We start from the raw sequence: 19982 nt of genomic DNA on the forward strand, positions 1-19982 counted from the left end.
TTTCGGATCGCGGTTTTGGATTTCCTGAATCAATTTCTAACTTTGCAAACCTCACATAGTTGCTGTCGCTTAAAAAATGAGTCGTCCATGCGCTTGAATTTTCTACTTGGTGTTTGTGCCGTCGTGATGCTGGCCGTTGCAGGGGTTTCCTGCTCGAAAAAGGGAAATGATGGGGGAGACGGAGGTGTTGCCATCCAACCCAATGGCTGGATGTTGATCTCCTGGAACGAGGATACGACCCTCTCCGGGCGGGTCTATCTGGAGCTTGGAACGGATCGTTTTACGCTCTATCAGCAGATCGGCAATCTCACTTCGGCCGGATATGTCCCCTACACCGGGACGTGTCGCATGACGGCCGATTCCGAAAACGGAACGATCCTTTCGGGGGCCTATTCCGATGGTGAGCCCTGGGCGCACAGCTATCGGGTCGAGTCGATGACCGATACCGAATTGCGGCTTGTTTCGCTCGACGAGCAGATCGAATCGGTCTACGAACGGGTTGTAATTCCCGATTACGTGAAGGAGGCTCCTGTTACGCTGCCTTCGCGGAGCGAGTCCGTATTGCCGCTGCTCTGATATTTCATTTGTTCCGAAAGATAAACGGGCTGCCGATCGTCGGCAGCCCGTTTATCTTTCGGGCCGTTTGCAGTCCGCTCCTTCGGACCCTTCCGTTCCTCTCTCCGGTGAGCCTTTTGTGCGAGCCTTTCGTCCCTCTCTTCGGGCTATTTTCTCGCCCCATTTGCCCTCTCCATGCTCCGGGCGGTCGCCTTTCCTCTTCCGGAGGGCCAGAAGACGGCGCAGACCTCGATGCCGAAGGAGAGTTTGTGCAGCGGCTCGCCCGAACCGCGGACGAGCGACGGCGCCAGGTCGTAATCCACGGCAAAGCGTACGCCGAGGTTCTGCGTGGCCAGATAGGTGGTCGAGACACCCGTGGCGAAGGCGGCGCCGTTGCGTCCCGGAATGTCGCCGAACGAGGTTTTGAACCGTTTGTAGAATTCGTAGCCGCCGAGGAGTTTCGAACCCACCTGCCAACGTAGCGAGACGGGATACGAGAAGTAGGGGCCGACATAGACCGAGGCACTTTTGAAGTTGTCGTCCTGGATGACACTGTTGATCTCCGTGCGGAGGTTCGAACAAGTCAGTCTCCCGCCGATTCCCCAGTAGGGCGAGGCGAACCAGGCTCCCTGAACACCGGTCGTGGGGCCCGCGTGGAAACGCATGCGCATCCCTTCGCGGGTGGTGTAGTTGCCGGGGATAGTCATCACGCCGATGGCGAATCCCACGAACGACGGGTGGCGGTAGCGGTCATGGACCGAGAAGGTTTCGTAGACGTTCAGTCCCCGCTCCTTGAAGATCAGATCGGCCAGGAAGTAGCCGAATTCGGCGACCAGGATGCCGATGCCGGCTCCGACCATCACGTCACTCATCCAGTGGCGGTTGTTGAGCTGCCGCGTGACGCCGGTGGCCGTGGCCACGGCATATCCGCCGATACTGTACCAGGGGCTGAGGTGGCCGTACTCCTTGTGGAGCATCGTGGCGGTCATGAAGGCCGTGGCGGTGTGGCCCGAGGGGAAGGAGTTGCGCGTCGAACCGTCGGGGCGCATGACGCGGCACGTGTACTTGAGCGAGTTGACGGCGATGGCCATCAGTCCGGCCGAGAAGGCGTCCGAAACCAGCATCCGGCCCCACGAACTGCGGCTCTTGACACCGCACGCCTTCATGGCCAGCATCGCTCCTGCCGGGGCATACTGCAGCCAGTCGTCGTACTTCTGGTGAAACGAAGGGACGTGGCCGTTTCTCAGACGCTGGAAATGCCGGTCGTAGCTCTGCATGATGACGCCGCCGACGATCAGTGGCGTACCGATGAAGAGCATCCGGTAGGCTTTCGTCGAGGTGTGGCGGTCGATCCGCCTGCGGAATGCGCCGCCGGCGCTCCAGTCCACGCTGTCGCGGCGCAGGTGTGTGTAGCTGTGCTGCAGGACCGAATTGTTGCTCTGCAGGGAGATGCTGCTGTCGGGCGTCAGGGCCGTGTTGCCACGCTGCTGCAGGAGGATGCTGTCGGGTTGCAGGGCTGTGCTGTCACGGAGTTGTGCCCGAGCCTTGAGGCTGAAGAGCAGCAGCGCGACGAACAGTGCGAGAGCCTGTGGTTTGAGCATCATGTCGGTCTTTTTTCGGAAATTTTTATTTTCTCCTGCGGCCCAGCGCCCGGACGGCTTCACCTCCGAAAGCCAGCAGCGAGGTCAGTCCGATGATCTCGGCCCATTCCGGCCACGACAGCGGCACGGTGCGGAAGACCTGCCCGCCGAACTCGACGATCAGAATCTGACCGACGGCAATGGCGGCCAGGATCAGGAAGAATTCGCGACAGCCCTTCAGATGGGTGAAGACCGAGTGGCGGGTTTCAAATCCCTTGGCGTTGAACATGTTCCAGAACTGCAGGAAGACGAACGTCGAGAAGAAGATCGTCAGCTGGTGAACTGAGAGGCCTCCGTCGCGCAGCGTCCAGCCGAAGAGCATCCCCAGCAGCGCGACGACCATCACGCCGGCGCAGGTGAAGATCGTGCGGGCCATCGACCGCGAGATGATGAATTCGTCGCGCGAGCGGGGTTTGTCCTGCATGACCTCGGGGCTCGGCGGAAGCGAGGCCATGGCCATGGCGGCGAAGGTGTCCATGATGATGTTGACCCAGAGGATCTGCACGACGGTCAGCGGCATCTCGGTGCCGAAAATCGAACCGATGAAGCAGATCAGGATGGCGGCGACGTTGATCGTCAGCTGGAAGAGGACGAAGCGCTGGATGTTGCGGTAGAGCGAGCGCCCCCACATGACGGCCGTGGCGATCGACGTGAACGAGTCGTCGAGCAGCGTGATATCCGAGGCATCCTTCGCTACGGAGGTTCCCGAACCCATCGACAGGCCGACGTTGGCGAAGTTCAGTGCCGGGGCGTCGTTCGTGCCGTCGCCCGTCACGGCGACCACCTCGCCACACTGCTGCAGCAGCTTGACCAGCCGCTGTTTGTCGAGCGGACGGGCCCGCGACATGATCTTCAGCTCCTGGACCCTGCCGAGCAGCTCCTCGTCGCTCATGGCGGCAAACTCCGCTCCGGTGATGTGGTTGCGATTGCCGTCCACGGCGTCGTTCCAGAGACCGATCTGGCGGGCGATTTCACGCGCCGTGGCGGGGGTGTCGCCCGTGACGATCTTCACGGCGATGCCGGCCCGCAGGCACTGCCCGACGGCTGCCGGAACATCTTCGCGCACGGGGTCCGAGATGGCCGCCACGGCCGCAAAGTGCAGCCCGCCGGCGCGGACGGCCTCGGTGCAGTTCGTCGCCGCGGTTTCGGCCCAGGCAACGGCCAGCGTCCGCATGGCGCGGTTCTGGAAGGCGGTGAGTTGGGCGGTAACCTTTTCGTCGAGCCCGTCGGCGGCGCACATCGCGCGCACGATCTCCGGCGCCCCCTTGACGCAGAGCAGACGGCGCCCCGTGAGGCCGCTTTCGATGATCGTGGCCATGTATTTGCGTTCGGTCGAGAAGGTCAGCCGGTCGATGATCTTCGCTCCGGCGCGCAGCGTCTCGTAGTCGTGACCGTCGCGCCGCATCCATTCGAGCAGCGCCCCTTCCGTCGGATTGCCGATGATCTTGCCCTCGGCATCGAGGAAGGCCGTGGAGTTGAGCGCCACCACCTCGGCAAATTCGCGCTCCGGGAGTTCGTCGTAGCGCACCAGCTCCTGGACGTGCATGCGGTTCTGGGTCAGCGTACCGGTCTTGTCGGTGCAGATGACCGTCACGGCGCCCATCGTCTCGCAGGCGTGCATCTTGCGCACGAGGTTGTTCGTCTTCAGCATCCGCCGCATGGACATCGCCAGCGAGAGGGTGATCGACATCGGAAGTCCCTCGGGCACGGCCATGACGATGATGGCCACCGAGACCATGAAGATGTTCAGTACGTGCTGCGAGATGGTGAGCCAGTCCTGCTGGAGCAAGTCTCCGACGAGAAAGGCCTTGCCCAGCATGACGCAGAAGATCAGCACCGAGAGAAGGATGCCCACGCGCCCGATCAGGTGCGAAAGGCGGGTCAGCTGGCGGTCGAGCGGGGTCTGTTCGTCGCTCTGGACGGTCGACTGCTCGGTGACGCGCCCCGCCTCGGAGCGGTCGCCCACGGCCGTGGTGACCATCACGCCGTAGCCGTCCGCAACCGTCGTGCCGCGCATGGCGACGTTCGACGGATAGGTCGCTTCGGGATCGAAGTGTGCCGGGTCGACCGTTTTGTCGACCTCGGGTTCGCCCGTGAGGGTCGATTCGTTGATCTTCAGCGAGACGGCCTCGACCAGTTCGCCGTCGGCCGGGACGGTCTCGCCCCCTTCGATGTAGACCACGTCGCCCACGACCACGTCGCGGCGCGGGATTTCGCGGATCGAGCCCTCGCGCATCACCTTGACCGGAATGTCGTCGTTGACCTGGTTCAGGCGGCGGAAGCGCCGTTGGGCGTCCCACTCGAACCAGAAGCCCACGCACGTGGCCAGGATGATGGCGCAGATGATGCCGATTGACTCGGTGAAATCCTGGTGGACGAAGCCGATGGCCAGCGACAGCACGGCGGCCAGCAGCAGGATGCGGATGATCGGGTCGCGGAACTTTTCGAGCAGCAGTTTCCACGCCGAGTCATCCTTCGGCGGGGTGATGACGTTGTTGCCGTGTTCCGAGCGGCTCTTTTCGACCTCGGCGGAGGTCAGTCCTTTGGGGTTGTAGCGTATCATGGTTTTTTTGGGTGTATGCAGGGTGTTGTCAGGCGATGCGGTTGAGGGAGAAGTGGCGGGTGGAGGCATCCAGACGGATGGCGATGAAGAGCAGGATCGTGAAGGCGATGAGCGACGATCCGCCGTAGCTCATGAACGGCAGCGGAATACCCATGACGGGCATCAGGCCGATGGTCATGCCGACGTTCACCAGCACGTGGAACAGCAGGATCGAGGCCACGCAGTAGCAGTAGATGCGGCCGAAGGGCTCCTCCTGCCGTTCGCCCATGCGCATCAGCCGCAGGATCAGCAGGCACAGCAGCGTCAGCACGAAGGTCGTGCCGAGGAATCCCCACTCTTCGCCGACGGTGCAGAAGATGAAGTCGGTGTGTTTTTCGGGGACGAAACCGTATTTGATCTGGGTGCCGTGCAGGAACCCCTTGCCGAAGAGCCCGCCCGAACCGATGGCGATCTTGGCCTGGTTGACGTTGTAGTCCGTGCCCAGCGGGTCGCTCATGATACCCAGGAAGCTCAGGATGCGGTCGCGCTGGTGCTGCTTGAGGATCGAGTTGAAGATGTAGTCGGTCGTCGGGAGGAAGATCATCGACCCGACGAACAGTCCGATGAGGATGAAGAGGTTCGTCAGATGGGTGCGCAGGGCGTATCCCGCGACGAAGAGCACGGCCACGGCGGTCATGATGAGCAGGCTGTGGTAGATGTCCAGCTTGCCGGGGCTCACCAGGGCTGCGACCAGACAGAGCAGGATGCTCGAGAGCATCAGCGCCGCCAGGAAGATGATCCGCGAGCGCCACTGCCCGTTCATCATTGCCTCCGAGAGCGTGCAGACCAGAATCAGCGTCACGAGCAGCACCATCGGCGAGAGCAGGAACGAGACGATGAACAGCGCGCCGATCAGCAGCACCGGGATGCACAGCCACTTGTTGAGCCCCTCGCGGTAGAGGACGAAGAGGAACGAGCAGAGGACAATGCCCGAACCGGTGTCGTTCTGCAGGATGATGATCAGCAGCGGGATGCAGATGACCAGGGCCACCTTGAAGAGGTCGCCCGGGCGGTTGATCGAGAAGGAGTAGTTGCTCATCACGCGGGCCAGGGCCAGGGCCGTGGCGATCTTGGCGAACTCGACGGGCTGGACGCGCACCGATCCGAATTCGAACCAGGCCTTGGCGCCGTTGACCTCGCGGCCGAAGAGCAGCGCGGCAACGAGCAGCGCCAGTCCGGCGAAGTAGGCCGGATAGGCGAACATGTGGTAGAAGCGTTCGTCGAGCAGCAGCACGACCAGTGCCGTGGTCCAGGCCACACCGATCCAGATGAGCTGCTTCATGTAGAAGTGCGAGAAGGAGAAGGTCCGGGCGATGGTGTCGTCGTACGAGGCGGAGATGATCGAGACGAATCCTGCCAGGACGATCAGGACGTAGAGCAGCACCGTACCGCGGTCGACGCCGTCGAAAATGCCTGTATGCCGGTTACTTGTCATAGGCCGGGTAATAGAGTTGCATGTTCTTGACATATTCCAGCAGGGCCGGACGTCGGATCGTATCCGTGAGGTAGTACTCCTCGAGCAGGCTGGCGATCGGCAGGGCCGACGTGGCGCCGAAACCGCCGTTTTCGACGTAGACCGAGATGGCGATCCGCGGGTTGTCCTTCGGGGCGAAGCTCAGGAAGGTCGAGTGGTCGCGGCCGCGGGGGTTTTCGGCCGTACCGGTTTTGCCGCAGACGTCCCAACCCTCGAGCCGGGCCATCGTCGAGGTGCCGCCGACGTTCACGCCGCGCCACATGCCCTCGACGATCGGGTCGAAGTGTTTCGGGTCGACCTTCGTGTAGTGGCGTTCGTAGAAGCGGCGGTCGAGCGAATCCCGACCCTCGATGCGCTTGACGATGTGCGGGATGTAGTAGTAGCCGCGGTTGGCGATGATGCAGGCCAGGTTGGCCAGCTGCAGCGGCGTGCAGCCCAGGGCATCCTGTCCGATCGAGAGCGAGAGGACCGTCAGCGAGTTCCACGAACCGCGGTACTGGCGGTCGTAGTAGGCGCGGTCGGGGACATATCCGTTGCCCTCGTCCAGAAAGTCCGAACCGAGCTTGCGGCCGAATCCGAAACTCTCGACATACTCCTTCCAGACGTCGAAGCCCTCCTTGACGCTGCCGTATTTCGGGTTGTCGAGGATGTCGCGGAAGACGTAGCAGAAATAGGCGTTGCACGAGGTGGCCACCGCAAAGCGCAGGTCGAGCGGCGAGGCGTGGGAGTGGCAGGCCATCTTGAGGCGTCCGGCCTGGTAGCCGTTGTGGCAGACGTGCAGGTCCGACGGGTGCAGCACCCCCTCCTGCAGGCCGATCAGCCCCTGCACCAGCTTGAAGGTCGAGCCCGGAGGGTATTTGGCCTTCACGGCACGGTTGAACAGCGGCTTGCGCTTGTTGTAGAGCATCTTCATGTAGTTGTTGCCGCGTTCGCGGCCCACCAGCTCGTCGGGGTCGTACGTCGGCGAGGAGACCATCATCAGGATTTCACCCGTCGAGGGCTCGATGGCCACCGCGGCGCCGACCTTGCCGCGCATCAACTCCTCGCCGAGCAGCTGCAGCCGTGCGTCGATCGTGCTGACGAGGTATTTGCCCGGTTCGGGCACCGAGTCGTAACGGCCGTTCAGGTAAGAGCCCTTGATGGCGCCGTGGGTGTCGATCTCCTGGATCTTGACCCCCTTCTTGCCCTTCAGCTCGGGCTCGTAGGCCGACTCCACGCCGCTCATGCCGACGTAGTCGCCCACCTTGTATTCGGGATGCCGTTTGAGATAGGTGTCGTTCACCTCGCTGACGTAGCCCAGCAGGTTGCCGCCGATCTTGCGCGGATACTGCCGCACGGTGCGGTAGACGGTGTAGAAGCCGCGGAAGTTGCCCTCGTCGAAGCGCAGTTTGTCCTCCTTGGGGATGTAGCTCGTGATCAGCCGCGGGGCGCGGGGGCGGACCCGGGCGTTGGCGAGTTCGCGATCGAGCTTTTCGCGCGAGATGCCGGCCACCTCGCACAGCCGGGCGGTGTCGAATCCGCGCCGGTCGATTTCGCGGTAGATGACCATCAGGTCGTAGCACTCGCGGCTCTGGACGAGGTATTCACCGTTGCGGTCGAAGACCTCGCCGCGCGGCGGGTACTGTACGACGTGGCGCAGGACGTTGGCCTCGGCCAGCTCCGCGTAACGCCGGTCGAAGAGCTGTATGTAGGCCAGCCGCAGGAGGATCACCGCGAAGATGAAGATCACGATGACCTGCAGGGTCCTCATTCTCAGGAAGCTTTCCGAATCACTCATACGCGTGCGGGGAGTTTGGCGGTGAAGATGCGGGTGATAATCCAGCTGAAGGCCACCGTGACGGCCGAGCTGACGACGATGCGCACCACGGTGTGGAACAGGTGGCTCCACGAGAGGGCCTCGAGCAGGAAGAAGAGCGTATGGTGGATCATCGTCAGCGTCAGCAGGTAGACGAAGAACTTGTGCGAGCCGAGACGCCCCGGCGAGGGGATACCCCCTTCGCGGACATTCTCACGGCCGCAGATCATGGCGGCTATCTGCGGGCGGAAAAAGGCGACGGGCAGCGTGGCGATGGTGTTGATGCCGGCCGAACCCATGGCCAGGTCCATCACTACGCCGAGCAGCAGCCCGGCGCCCAGCAGCGTGACGGGCTGTGCGTCGAGCGGCAGCAGGGCGATGAAGACGATGTAGACCAGCGGGTTGAGGTAGATGCTGATCGAGAGGTTGTCGAACAGGAAGATCTGCAGCAGCACGGCGGCCACGAAGAGTCCGAGGTATGGGAAGGTACGGTACATGTCAGTTCAAGCGGGTATGTTGTTCGACCTGATCGCTTTGCTGCAGCTCGCGGATTTCGTAGCGGTCGCGGTCCGCGACGAGGATCACCTCGTTCAGACGCGACATCTCGGCGGCCAGCCGCACGCGTACGGTGTAGGAGGTTTTGGTTTCGTTCAGTTCGGCGCTTTCGACCCAGCCGATCAGCACGTCGGCGGGGAAGTACTCCGACAGACCAGCCGTGACGACCTCCTGGCCGGGTTTTGGTTCGGCATACTTCGAGAGTTCGCCCAGCGTGACCGTACCGGGGTCGGTGCCGTCCCAGTAGATCGATCCGGAGTAGTCCGTGTCGGCGATCTTGCCGCTGGTGCGGAACGAGGTGTTGAGCACCGACATGGCCACGGAGTAGCGTTCGGTGCAGGCGACGACGTAGCCCACCATGGCTCCGTCGGGGGCCAGTATGGCCATCTCCTCCTCGATGCCGTCCTTGCGGCCGCGGTTGAGTGTCAGGAGGTTCTGCATGCGGTTGAGGGTGTTGCCGACGACGACGGCCGTGGCGAAGTGGTATCTCGATTCGCCGATATCCTGCATGTAGGAGTCGAGCCGGGCGGCGGTTTCGGCCTCCTGGTACTGGGCGAGCTGCTCTTCGAGCCGGGCGACGCGGTCGGCCAGATCCCGGTTTTCGCGTCCGAGGAAGAGGTAGCGGCGGATGCCGGCGAAGAGACCGTGGACCCCGCCCGCAACCTGATTCGAGCGGGCGAGCAGTCGGGCCTGGGTGTAGCTCGAGGAGTGGGCGTAGCAGCCGATGGCCACGGCTTCCAGCACCACGAAGAGCACCGCCACATAGATGCTCCGTATGAACTCGATCAGCTTTCGCAAGGTGATTCGCGGTTAAAAATGTGGATAGATCCTTAATTCAGATTGCGGACCGAGGCCCGCAATCCGTAAACAAATATGTGCCAGCCGATTCCCTATCGCATGAGGAACGAGAAGCGGTTGATGTTCTTCAGGGCGATGCCCGTGCCGCGCGCGATGGCACGCAGGGGGTCTTCGGCGATGTGGAACGGAAGGCCGGTCTTCTCGCTCAGACGGCGGTCGAGTCCCTTGATCAGGGCGCCGCCGCCGGCCAGGTAGATGCCGTTCTTGACGATATCGGCATAGAGCTCGGGGGGCATCGACTCGAGGACCTTCATCAGGGCGGCGTCGATCTTGGTGAGCGACTTCTCGAGGGCATAGGCGATCTCGCTGTAGGAGAGCGAGACGGTCTGGGGCAGGGCCGTGAGCATGTTGGGGCCCGTGACGACGAAATCCTCGGGCTCCTCCTCCAGGTCGGAGACGGCGGCGCCGATCGAGCATTTGATGGCTTCGGCCGTACGCTCGCCGATGCGGATGTTGTGCTGCTGGCGGACGTAGCTCTGGATGTCGTTGGTGAAGACGTCGCCGGCCGTGTTGATCGATTCCGAGCAGACGATGCCGCCCAGCGAGATGCAGGCGATCTCCGACGTACCGCCGCCGATGTCGATGACCATGTTGCCTTCGGGTGCTTCGACGTCGAGGCCGGCTCCGAGGGCGGCGGCCATCGGTTCGTAGATCATGTAGACCTCGCGGCCGCCGGCGTGTTCGGCCGAGTCGCGCACGGCGCGGATCTCGACGTTGGTCGAACCCGAGGGGATGCAGATGACCATGCGCAGCGACGGGGCGAAGAGGCTTCCGGAGGTCTTGACCTTCTTGATCATGCCGCGCAACATGAGTTCCGTGGCGTTGAAGTCGGCGATCACGCCGTCCTTGAGCGGACGGATGGTCTTGATGTTCGGATTGGTTTTCTCGTGCATCTGGCGGGCCTGCTGTCCGATGGCGACGAGTTTGCCGGTATGGACGTCGAGGGCGACGATCGAGGGTTCGTCGACAACGACCTTGCCGTTGTGGATTATCAGCGTGTTGGCCGTTCCGAGGTCGATGGCCAGCTCCTGTGTCAAAGAAAAGATTCCCATAAGGCTACACCCAACTCTGTATGTTTTCTAAAATCGTTTATTGTCAATTGGATACGCGGGGTATTCGGCTTTCGGGCCCCCGCGTGCGGACATATCTGGACAAAGGTAGCAAAAACCCTCGGAAATTGGAGCATCACGGGGCGTATTTTTTTCATCGACCGTCGATTTTGTCGTTTTCAGAAGAGGGGCTGCACCGGATAGCGGCCTGTGGAAAATGGCTGCGGAGCGACGAAGCCGTGCAAAAAGTTGGACGGTATTCCCAAATTTTGCTATCTTTGTAGAATAAACGTTTGTGGAATAAACGCATTTCTGCATGGAATACAAAATCGGAACCGACGCGCGATGTGCGGTGATCGGCTATGGAAGCTGGGCTACGGCTCTGGTGGGGTTGCTCACCGCCAACGGACAACGCGTGGGATGGTATGTCCGCAACCCGGAAGTGCTCGCCTCGCTGCGCCGCGAGGGGCGCAATCCGCGCTATCTGAGCGATCTGGAGTTCGATCCCGCGACGCTCGCCGTGTCGGACGATCTGGATGAGGTGGTGAGCCGCGCCGACATCGTGATTCTGGCCACGCCGTCGGCCTACCTGAAGGATTTCCTGGCGCCGCTGACCGTTTCGCTCAAGGAGAAGTTCATCGTCTCGGCCATCAAGGGCATCGTCCCGGGCGACTACCAGACCGTCGTGGAGTATGTTCATGACCATTACAACTTATCCTACAAGCAGTTGGGACTCTTTACGGGACCGTCGCACGCCGAGGAGGTCTCGCGCGGAAAGCTCTCCTATCTGACGGTCGTCTGCACCGATCCGGAGAATGCCCGCCTGATCGGGACGCGCTTCGCCGGCGAGAGCATCCGCCTGAGCTACTCGACCGACCTCTATGGCATCGAATATGCAGCCATACTGAAGAACATCTACGCACTGGCCGTCGGGCTGGCCGTGGGGCTCGGCTATGGCGACAACTTCCTGGCGGTGCTCATTGCCAATTCGGCGGGTGAGATGACGCGCTTCCTGGAGGAGAGCTATCCCGACCGCCGCAACACGCTGGTCTCGGCCTATCTGGGCGACCTGCTGGTGACCTGCTACTCGACCTACAGCCGCAACCGCCGGCTGGGACTGCTGATCGGCCACGGCTGCACGGTGAAGAGCGCACTGAACGAGATGACGATGGTGGCCGAGGGCTACTTCGCCGCCGACTGCATCCGCCACATCAATACGCGCCACCGCGTCGAGATGCCCATCGCCGAGATGGTCTACCGCGTGCTTTACGAAGGGACGTCGGCCCGGCGCGAGATGCAACTGTTGACAACCAAACTCATTTGACAAGCATATGAAAAACGTAAAACTGGACATCTCGAAGGCGGGTGTGGAGATCACCCCCGAGATGGAGGCCAAGGCGCAGGCTGCCAACGCCCTGCTGCACTCGGGCAAGGGTGCCGGCAACGATTTTCTGGGATGGATTCACCTTCCGTCGTCGATCACGGAGGCGGATCTCGACGCCATCGAGGCCGAGGCGGCCAAACTGCGCGCCCGGGCCGACGTGGTGATCTGCATTGGTATCGGCGGTTCGTATCTGGGTGCGAAGGCCGTTCTGGAGGCGATGAGCAACCCCTTCGAGTTGTTGCACAAGGAGCACAGGAACCCGACGGTGCTCTTTGCCGGACAGAATATTTCGGAGGATTATACGGCCGAACTGCTCGAGGCTGTGAAGGAGCACTCGATTGCCGCGATCGTCATCTCGAAGTCGGGGACGACGACCGAGCCGGCCATCGCCTTCCGCCTGATCAAGGCCGAGATTGAGCGCCGTTATGGCAAGCAGGGTGCTGCCGAGCGGATCGTGGCCGTGACCGACAAGGCGCGCGGCGCACTGAAGACGCTCGCCACGAAGGAGGGTTATCCGACCTTCGTCATTCCGGACGACGTGGGTGGCCGCTTCTCGGTGCTGACCCCCGTGGGACTGCTGCCGCTGGCCGTGGCCGGCGTGGATGTCCGGGCGCTGGTGCGCGGTGCACAGGAGATGGAGAAGGCCACCTCGGAGGAGGTTCCCTTTGCCGAGAACCCCTCGGCCATCTACGCCGTGGTGCGCAACCTGCTGTACCAGGGCGGCAAGAAGATCGAGATCCTCGGTTCGTACGAACCCCGTCTGCAGTACATCAACGAGTGGTGGAAGCAGCTCTACGGCGAGAGCGAAGGCAAGGAGGGCAAGGGTATCTTCCCGGCCAGCGTGACGCTGACGGCCGACCTGCACTCGATGGGACAGTACATCCAGCAGGGTGAGCGCGAGATGTTCGAGACGATCATCTCCGTAGCGCAGCCCGCCGCTAAGGTGGTTATCGAATCCGATCCGGAGAACCTCGACGGTCTGAACTACCTGGCCGGCAAGCGTATCTCGGAGGTCAACCGCATGGCCGAACTGGGCGTGCAGCTGGCTCACGTCGACGGCGGGGTTCCCAACCTGCGGGTGGAGATTCCGGCCGTAACGGCCGAGGTGATCGGTTCGCTGCTCTATTTCTTCGAGAAGGCGTGCGGCATCAGCGGTTATCTGCTGGGTGTCAATCCGTTCGACCAGCCGGGGGTCGAGGCCTACAAGAAGAACATGTTCGCCCTGCTCGAGAAGCCGGGCTACGAGGAGGCCACCAAAGCGATCAAGGCGCGTCTGTAGCCGTTGGCCGACAAGGCATGAAAAAGGGCTGTTCCCAATCGGGGACAGCCCTTTTTTTCGGCGCGGATCGCCGGAATCGGAAGAGGGCCCGGCCGGCGGCGTTTCCCTGTTGCCGCCCCTCTCCGGAGACGGGAAGCGTGACCTGTTGTCGCTTGTCGGCGGGGCCTGACGGCGTTTCGCACCATCGCTCGTCACCGGCCGTCCGGCCGCGGGCCGCATCTCCGCAATGTCCGACGTCCTGCGGTCTACTGCTTTTGAACCGTAAACGTCAGTGTGTTGACCAGATCCATCGGGTCTTCGTCGTTAAGCGTGCAGCGGAGGGTCTTGAGCGTGAAGGTCAGATTGCCCCCCCCCTTCGTGTAGGAGAGCTGCTCGGGGGCTTCGATCGCAATCTGCACCTTCAGGGCGCCGGCCATCAGCGAGAGCTCCAGATCGGGGGTCGTCAGTGCGGCCGTGAGTTTCGAGGCGTCGGCCGTCGGGGTGCCGATCGCGGCGTCGTAGGTGACCGTCCCCAGCATCGCGATCACGCCCGAGGCGGCATCACCGAGCAGCGCCTCGACCAGCGTGGCGGCCGGGAACTCGGCAAAATGCAGCGTGCCCTTCTCGTTCACCTCGAGCGAAACGGCGATATCGGTCTGCGGTTCGGGTTTGGGGTTCAGTTCGCTGGGCTCGGCCGTGAAGTCGAACGTTCCGGCGTAGCTCCCGGCGACATCCTGAAGCGTCAGGGCCTCTCCCTGCTTGTCGGGGGCCGGGGTGTTGTTGTCGTCATCGTCCGAGCAGGCTGCCGAGGCCAGCGTCAGGCAGGCCAGTGCTACGGCTGCCAGGGTGTTGGTGATTTTCCGAATGTGTGTCATAATCCGTAACGTGTTTAGAGGTTTGACTGCAACCAAAGGTAGAACACCGCATCGACAGCATCAAATAAATTCAACCATCCGGCGGAGTTTGATGATGAACCCTGCATTTTTCAGCATAAGCATTTTCCCGCCGGAGCCGTTTCGGGGGGGCGATCGCACAAAAAAGGCCGTCCGATGTCGGACGGCCTTTCGTATTTCGGAGAGTCGCGGAGTTACAGGATGCCCTGCTCGACCATCGACTTGGCCACCTTCATGAAGCCGGCGATGTTGGCGCCCTTCATGTAGTTGATGTAGCCATCCTTTTCGGTGCCGTATTCGAGGCAGGCGTGGTGGATCGACGACATGATCTGGTGCAGCTTGGCATCGACCTCCTCGGCCGTCCAGTTGAGCTTCTGGGCGTTCTGCGTCATCTCCAGCCCCGAGGTGGCCACGCCGCCGGCGTTGACGGCCTTGCCCGGTCCGTAGGGGATCTTGGCGGCGATGAAGGCGTCGATGGCCTCCGGACGGCAGCCCATGTTCGAAACCTCGGCCACGATCTTCACGCCGTTGGCCAGCAGCTTCTTGGCATCCTCACCGTCCAGCTCGTTCTGCGTGGCGCACGGCATGGCGATGTCGACCTTGACCTCCCAGGGCTTGCGGCCGGCGAAGAACTTCGCACCGGGGAACTTCTGCACGTAGGGCTCCACGACGTCGTTGTTCGAGGCCCGCAGCTCAAGCATATAGTTGATCTTCTCGTCGTTCAGACCGTCCGGATCGTAGACATAACCGTCGGGACCCGACAGCGTCACGACCTTGGCTCCGAGTTCCGTGGCCTTCTTGGCGGCACCCCAGGCGACGTTGCCGAAGCCCGAGATGGCGATCGTCTGACCCTTGATATCCATGCCGGCCTTCTGGAGCATCTGGCGCAGGAAGTAGACGGCGCCGAAGCCCGTAGCCTCGGGACGGATGAGCGAACCGCCGTAGGTCATGCCCTTGCCGGTCAGTACGCCGGTATTCTCGCGGGCGAGTTTGCGGTACATGCCGTAGAGGTAACCGATTTCGCGGCCGCCGACGCCGATATCACCGGCCGGGACGTCGGTCTCGGGACCGATGTGGCGCCAGAGTTCGGTCATGAAGGCCTGGCAGAAGCGCATCACTTCGCGATCCGACTTGCCCTTGGGGTTGAAGTCCGAGCCGCCCTTGGCGCCGCCCATCGGCAGGGTCGTCAGGGCGTTCTTGAAGATCTGCTCGAAACCGAGGAACTTGAGGATCGAGAGGTTGACCGAGGGGTGGAAACGCAGACCGCCCTTGTAGGGGCCGATGGCGTTGTTGAACTGGATGCGGTAGCCGAGGTTGGTCTGCACCTCGCCGCGGTCGTCTACCCATACGACTTTGAACGTGAAGATGCGGTCGGGCTCGACGATCCGTTCGGCGATGCGGTTGGCCTCGAATTCGGGGTGTTGGTTGTAGGCCTCCTCGACGGTCATCAGCACTTCGCGTACGGCCTGCAGATATTCGCTTTCGCCGGGGTGCTTACGCTCGAGTTCCGTCATGATTTTGTTTACGTTCATAGCTTTGAAGTTTTTAGGTTTGGTATTCTTCTGTTACAAATATAGCAATATTTCTTATGGATTGTAACTTTCTTCGGGAAAATTTCGGGAAATTTTAGTCTTTCTGTGCTTCCCGGACCATGCCCTTGCTCGAACGCCCGTCGATGCAGACCCAGAGCGGGTGTTCGAAGCGCACCTGACGCAGATAGACCCCCTCATAGAGGGCCTTGCGGGCGTTGAGCTCCTCTTCGCGGAAGATGCCGTCGCCGCGGAAGGGGCTGATCGTCAGATAGCCCACCCCCAGCGAGGTGACGTTCTGGAAGAAGTGGGTCCCCTGCGAGGGCTCGACCTCGAACTTCTCGATGCCGCACTCGACGATGACCTTCGCCTCGGAGATGTGGTTCCACTTGACGGGAACGCCCAGATAGGGATCCGACGATCCCCAGCGGCCCGGTCCGACGAGGATGTAGGAGCGTCCTTCGTCACGCATGCGGTTGTTCAGCTGGAGCAGTTCGTCGGCGATCTTTTCGGTCGAGAGCGAGTCGAAGGCGTCGCTCTTGACGTAGATGATGTCCGCGAGGTCGGCCATCATGCCGATGCCGAGGGCCTGTTCGCCGTAGATCAGTGCCCGGGCGGGGTCCTCCTTCGACCAGTCGATGGCGCGGTTGTCCTGGTTGTCGATGATCGGGCGGATCTGCAGCAGGTTGAAGATCTGCTGCTGGCCGGGGGCGACGTCCATATTGACGGCGAACTCCACCTCTACGGGGCAGCGCATCTCCTCGGCCCCCATGCGGAGGATGTCCGAGATGATCTCGGCCAGCGGGAAGGTGTTGTACTTGAGGATGTTGTTGAACGTGATGACCTTGCGCCCGCGGTCGAACGGACTGTCCGAGATGCGTTCGTTCTCGCGGTCCCAGACCGAGCAGACGTAGCGCGAGTTGCGGTAGTCGCCGATTTCGCGCAGCGTCAGGCGGCGCAGGTTGACCGCATCGTCGATCGAGGTGCGGAACTCCTCGGGGCGCAGGCTCAGGGCCAGCACCTCGGTCTGCGTGTCGCTCAGCGCCAATTCGGGGGTCGAGGTCTGGAGCACCTTCTGCGGGTAGCGGGGCGAGAAGCGCAGCGTACGGCCGCCGTCGACGACCAGTTTGCCCAGACCCATGGCCAGGTTGCAGACGCCGTCCGAGGGCTGTTCGTCGCCGATCGGGTAGTAGTTGATCGAGCGGGCGACGCCCGAGCAGGTCGGGAACCACAGCCCGTTCTGCTCCGTGCCGCAGACCTCCTGGATGATGACGGCCATCTTCTCCTCCGAGATGAGGTTCTGCGACGAGGCGATGTAGGCCCTCGAGGCGGCGAAGTAGACCGAGGCGTAGACGCTCTTGACGGCGCGCAGGACGAGCCGCAGCATCTGATCCTCGTTGGGCGTGTAGGGGATCATGTAGGTGGAGTAGATGCCGGCGAAGGGCTGGTAGTGCGAATCCTCGAGTTTGGACGAGGAGCGTATGGCCAGCGGCGTGCGGACCGTGCGGATGTAGGCCTTCAGCTCCTCCTGCAGGCGCTGCGGCACGGTCGAGGTGACGAATTCCGAGAGGATCTCCTCGTCGGAGAAGTCCTGCGAGATGATGTATTGCAGGCCGTTGCGGTGGATGAACTCGTCGAAATACTCCGTGGCGATGACCACCGAGCGGGGGATCATGATGCGGACGTTCTCGTGTTTGTCGTACTGGCGGTGCTTGGTGAGCATCGAGTTCATGAAGGCCAGGCCGCGGGCCTTGCCGCCGAGCGAACCCTCGCCGATGCGGGCGAAGGCCACGGCATCGGAGTAGGTCTCCGGGTCGAAGCGTGCCACGACACCCTGACCGAGCAGCGTGCGGTAGTCGCGGATCAGGTTGACCAGTACGCGGCGGTGCTCCTCGACCGACGAGAAGTGGCTCTTGTTGTACTGGCGGATCGAGGCGGCCAGCGGGAACAGTCCGCGCGAATAGAGCCACTTGGAGAGGTGGTTCTGCGAGGTGTGGTACTCGAAGGCCTTGTCGGGGATCGTGGCGATCATCTGCTGCATTTGCGTGAGGTCCTTGGCGCGGCCGATTTCGGCACCGGTCTCGGGGTCCTCGAAGACGAAGTCGCCGAAGGCGAACTCCTTGGCGATGTAGTCGCTCAGCTCGGAGAGCAGCGTCTTGGAGTTCTTGGCGATGAAGCCGGCGCCGAGCGCCCGGGCCTGTTCGCGGAAGGAGGTCTGCGACGACTGCAGCAGCACGGGCATCAGCGGATTGTCCTGCTTGATGCGGCGGCAGAGGTCGATTCCGGCGTCGAGCTTCTCGCTCTCGGAGGGGGCGTTGCGGTGGAGGACGAACCCCACGTCGGAGATTACGCCGAGCAGGTTCTTGTGGTAGCGGTCGTAGAGTTCGACGGCCTCGTCGTAGCTGCGTGCCAGGAGGATCTTCGGACGGGCCCGTTTGCGGAGCACCTGCTGCTGTTCGTTGAAGGCGTCCTTCAGGAATTCGGTGTTCTGCAGTAGGATCAGCTTGTAGAGTTCGGGCAGGTAGGTCGAGTAGAAGCGGATCGAGTCCTCGACCAGCAGGATGGCCTGCACGCCCCCCTCGAGGATATCCTCGTCGGCGTTCATCTTGTCCTCGATGAGTTTGATGATACCGATGATCAGGTCCGTGTTGCCGTGCCACGAGAAAATGTAGTCGAGGCCCGAGTGGTCCTGCTCCTCGATGCGGCGGTAGATGTCCTTCGAGAAGGAGGTGAGCAGCGCTACGGGGATCTGCGGATGGCGCTCCTTGACGATGTGGGCGAAGGCGAAGACGTCGGGTTCGCCGACGTTGTACATCGTCAGGATGAAGTCGTAGGAGTCGTCCTCGGCCAGGGCCTCGAGCGCCTCGGCCGTCGAGCTGACACGCGTGAGCGACGGCGGGTTCGACATGTTGAGGTCGATGTACTCCTGGTTGATCTGCGATTCGATGTGGCCGTCCTCCTCGAGGATGTAGCCGTCGTAGCTGCAGCAGACGAGCAGGATCTTGTGGATGCGGTATTTCATGAACCGATAGGGGAGTTTGCTCCCGTCGGGCATGTATTGTTCGAGGCTTTTGTTCATTCGGATCCGGAAATTTGGCAGATGAACAAAAATAAGGAAAAAATTGTTACCTTTGAACGTTGTAAACATCGAATTTAACGCTCAAGCCGATGAATAAGGAGAAATATACGTTGCAGGAGGTTACGACGCCGACTGTCGAGCGCGAGTGGCTCGACCTCCCGAAACGCATCTACAAGGGAAACCGCAACTGGGTCTGCCCGCTGGACGTCGACGTGCTGGAGGTCTTCGACCCCCGGCGCAACGACCTGTTTGCCGACGGCGAGGCCATCCGCTGGGTGGCGCGCAACGCACGGGGCGAGGTCGTGGGCCGTATCGCGGCCTTCTACAACCGCGAAAAGGCCGCTCTGGAGGAGCAGCCCACGGGCGGCTGCGGCTTCTTCGAATCGATCGAAGACCAGGAGGTGGCCAACCTGCTGTTCGACACCGCACGGATGTGGCTCGCCAGCCGCGGCATGGAGGCCATGGACGGCCCGGTGAACTTCGGACAGCGCCGTGACTGGTGGGGCCTGCTGGTCGAGGGCTATGAGTTCCAGCCCCTCTACAAGAACCCCTACAACCCGCCCTACTACAAGGATCTGTTCGAAAACTACGGCTTCCGCAACTACTTCAACCAGCACAGCTTCATCTGGCGCGTGAACAACTCGGAGGCCAACAAGCAGATCTTCGCCCGCGCCAAGCGGCTCTATACCGTGCCGGGCTACCGCGTCGAGCACATCGACATGAAGAATCTCGAGGAGGCGGCCGAGAATTTCCGCGTGATCTACAACAAGGCCTGGGCCCTCTTTTCGGGGGTGAAGCCCATGACGCAGGAGGAGGCGCTGGCCATGGTCCACGAGATGAAGCCGATCATCGACCCGAACATCATCTTCTTCGCCTACTTCAACGACGAGCCGATCGGCTTCTTCATCACGGTGCCCGACCTGAACCGCCTGATCGGCAAGTTCAACGGCAAGTTCGGGCTGTGGCAGAAGCTGCGCCTGATGTGGGACCTGAAGGTGCGCAAGTCGTGCGACCGCATCTTCGGGGTGATCTTCGGCATTACGCCCGAATTCCACGGCAAGGGGGTCGAGTCGGCCATCATGGTCAAGTACTACGAGTTCCTCGAGCTGACGAAGAACCCCTACAAGACGATGGAGCTGGCGTGGATCGGCGACTTCAACCCGGTGATGAACCGCATGATCGAGACCTACGTCTGCGCCACGCGCCACAAGGTCCACACGACCTACCGCTACCTGTTCGACCGCACGAAGGAGTTCCACCGCTGTCCGCGTCTGGGCGTGAAACGTCGCGAGTAACCACCAAACACCTGAT

Annotated in this window: 14 protein-coding genes; 4 read left to right on the top strand and 10 right to left on the bottom strand. The window is 61.9% G+C overall.

Going from position 1 to position 19982, the window contains the following annotated elements:
• Positions 1 to 87 precede the first annotated feature (87 nt).
• Complete coding sequence (locus B5E60_RS04685; RefSeq protein ID WP_143260664.1) at positions 88 to 576, top strand: hypothetical protein; 489 nt, start codon at positions 88 to 90, stop codon at positions 574 to 576.
• A gap of 146 nt (positions 577 to 722) precedes the next feature.
• Here B5E60_RS04685 and B5E60_RS04690 read toward each other — a convergent pair whose 3' ends face one another.
• From B5E60_RS04690 to B5E60_RS04720, 7 genes are all read right to left on the bottom strand, one after another.
• Positions 723 to 2159 carry a phosphatase PAP2 family protein gene (locus B5E60_RS04690; RefSeq protein WP_239403231.1) on the bottom strand — a complete coding sequence of 479 codons (1437 nt, stop codon included), beginning with the start codon at positions 2157 to 2159 and terminating at the stop codon, positions 723 to 725.
• Between the two features lie 22 nt (positions 2160 to 2181).
• The gene (locus B5E60_RS04695) at positions 2182 to 4758 is read right to left on the bottom strand and encodes a calcium-translocating P-type ATPase, PMCA-type (protein WP_087309859.1); all 2577 of its coding nucleotides are present in this window, start codon (positions 4756 to 4758) and stop codon (positions 2182 to 2184) included.
• A 28-nt stretch (positions 4759 to 4786) separates the two neighbouring features.
• Positions 4787 to 6232, bottom strand: coding sequence for a rod shape-determining protein RodA (gene rodA / locus B5E60_RS04700; protein WP_087309861.1), 1446 nt, complete (start codon positions 6230 to 6232; stop codon positions 4787 to 4789).
• A complete protein-coding gene (locus B5E60_RS04705) occupies positions 6222 to 8048 on the bottom strand; it encodes a peptidoglycan D,D-transpeptidase FtsI family protein (protein ID WP_087309863.1) in 1827 nt (608 codons plus the stop codon). The genes rodA and B5E60_RS04705 overlap by 11 nt, the downstream gene beginning before the upstream one ends.
• On the bottom strand, positions 8045 to 8563 hold the full coding sequence (locus B5E60_RS04710) for a rod shape-determining protein MreD (protein ID WP_087309865.1): 519 nt from the start codon (positions 8561 to 8563) through the stop codon (positions 8045 to 8047). Before B5E60_RS04710 ends, B5E60_RS04705 begins: the two co-directional genes overlap by 4 nt.
• Position 8564: 1 nt before the next feature.
• Positions 8565 to 9419 carry a rod shape-determining protein MreC gene (gene mreC, locus B5E60_RS04715; RefSeq protein ID WP_087309867.1) on the bottom strand — a complete coding sequence of 285 codons (855 nt, stop codon included), beginning with the start codon at positions 9417 to 9419 and terminating at the stop codon, positions 8565 to 8567.
• Between the two features lie 92 nt (positions 9420 to 9511).
• Positions 9512 to 10531 carry a rod shape-determining protein gene (locus B5E60_RS04720; RefSeq protein ID WP_087309869.1) on the bottom strand — a complete coding sequence of 340 codons (1020 nt, stop codon included), beginning with the start codon at positions 10529 to 10531 and terminating at the stop codon, positions 9512 to 9514.
• A 313-nt stretch (positions 10532 to 10844) separates the two neighbouring features.
• Here B5E60_RS04720 and B5E60_RS04725 point away from each other — a divergent pair, with 313 nt between their 5' ends.
• Together B5E60_RS04725 and B5E60_RS04730 are read left to right on the top strand one after the other, a co-directional pair.
• Positions 10845 to 11852 carry an NAD(P)H-dependent glycerol-3-phosphate dehydrogenase gene (locus B5E60_RS04725; RefSeq protein WP_087309871.1) on the top strand — a complete coding sequence of 336 codons (1008 nt, stop codon included), beginning with the start codon at positions 10845 to 10847 and terminating at the stop codon, positions 11850 to 11852.
• 7 nt (positions 11853 to 11859) lie between these two features.
• The gene (locus B5E60_RS04730) at positions 11860 to 13191 is read left to right on the top strand and encodes a glucose-6-phosphate isomerase (RefSeq protein ID WP_087309873.1); all 1332 of its coding nucleotides are present in this window, start codon (positions 11860 to 11862) and stop codon (positions 13189 to 13191) included.
• Between the two features lie 245 nt (positions 13192 to 13436).
• On the opposite strand, the gene B5E60_RS04735 is transcribed toward B5E60_RS04730, so the two are convergent.
• The 3 genes from B5E60_RS04735 to B5E60_RS04745 form a co-directional block, all read right to left on the bottom strand.
• Complete coding sequence (locus B5E60_RS04735; RefSeq protein WP_087309875.1) at positions 13437 to 14045, bottom strand: DUF4840 domain-containing protein; 609 nt, start codon at positions 14043 to 14045, stop codon at positions 13437 to 13439.
• A gap of 212 nt (positions 14046 to 14257) precedes the next feature.
• Positions 14258 to 15595, bottom strand: a complete 1338-nt coding sequence (gene gdhA, locus B5E60_RS04740; protein WP_087309877.1) for an NADP-specific glutamate dehydrogenase — start codon at positions 15593 to 15595, stop codon at positions 14258 to 14260.
• A gap of 94 nt (positions 15596 to 15689) precedes the next feature.
• The gene (locus tag B5E60_RS04745; RefSeq protein WP_087309879.1) at positions 15690 to 18671 is read right to left on the bottom strand and encodes a PEP/pyruvate-binding domain-containing protein; all 2982 of its coding nucleotides are present in this window, start codon (positions 18669 to 18671) and stop codon (positions 15690 to 15692) included.
• 89 nt (positions 18672 to 18760) lie between these two features.
• Between B5E60_RS04745 and B5E60_RS04750 the strand changes: the two genes are divergently transcribed.
• Complete coding sequence (locus B5E60_RS04750; RefSeq protein WP_087309881.1) at positions 18761 to 19966, top strand: hypothetical protein; 1206 nt, start codon at positions 18761 to 18763, stop codon at positions 19964 to 19966.
• Positions 19967 to 19982: the final 16 nt, after the last annotated feature.

The organism is Alistipes sp. An116 (assembly GCF_002161005.1).
In the GTDB taxonomy this organism is placed as follows: Bacteria; Bacteroidota; Bacteroidia; order Bacteroidales; family Rikenellaceae; genus Alistipes; species Alistipes megaguti.

What these genes read in the sequence shown, in the direction of transcription:
- B5E60_RS04685 (WP_143260664.1), top strand. Translation starts at nt 88, where the DNA reads ATGCGCTTGAATTTTCTACTTGGTGTTTGTGCCGTCGTGATGCTGGCC.
- B5E60_RS04690 (WP_239403231.1), bottom strand. Translation starts at nt 2,159, where the DNA reads ATGATGCTCAAACCACAGGCTCTCGCACTGTTCGTCGCGCTGCTGCTC.
- B5E60_RS04695 (WP_087309859.1), bottom strand. Translation starts at nt 4,758, where the DNA reads ATGATACGCTACAACCCCAAAGGACTGACCTCCGCCGAGGTCGAAAAG.
- rodA (WP_087309861.1), bottom strand. Translation starts at nt 6,232, where the DNA reads ATGACAAGTAACCGGCATACAGGCATTTTCGACGGCGTCGACCGCGGT.
- B5E60_RS04705 (WP_087309863.1), bottom strand. Translation starts at nt 8,048, where the DNA reads ATGAGTGATTCGGAAAGCTTCCTGAGAATGAGGACCCTGCAGGTCATC.
- B5E60_RS04710 (WP_087309865.1), bottom strand. Translation starts at nt 8,563, where the DNA reads ATGTACCGTACCTTCCCATACCTCGGACTCTTCGTGGCCGCCGTGCTG.
- B5E60_RS04720 (WP_087309869.1), bottom strand. Translation starts at nt 10,531, where the DNA reads ATGGGAATCTTTTCTTTGACACAGGAGCTGGCCATCGACCTCGGAACG.
- B5E60_RS04725 (WP_087309871.1), top strand. Translation starts at nt 10,845, where the DNA reads ATGGAATACAAAATCGGAACCGACGCGCGATGTGCGGTGATCGGCTAT.
- B5E60_RS04730 (WP_087309873.1), top strand. Translation starts at nt 11,860, where the DNA reads ATGAAAAACGTAAAACTGGACATCTCGAAGGCGGGTGTGGAGATCACC.
- B5E60_RS04735 (WP_087309875.1), bottom strand. Translation starts at nt 14,045, where the DNA reads ATGACACACATTCGGAAAATCACCAACACCCTGGCAGCCGTAGCACTG.
- gdhA (WP_087309877.1), bottom strand. Translation starts at nt 15,595, where the DNA reads ATGAACGTAAACAAAATCATGACGGAACTCGAGCGTAAGCACCCCGGC.
- B5E60_RS04745 (WP_087309879.1), bottom strand. Translation starts at nt 18,671, where the DNA reads ATGAACAAAAGCCTCGAACAATACATGCCCGACGGGAGCAAACTCCCC.
- B5E60_RS04750 (WP_087309881.1), top strand. Translation starts at nt 18,761, where the DNA reads ATGAATAAGGAGAAATATACGTTGCAGGAGGTTACGACGCCGACTGTC.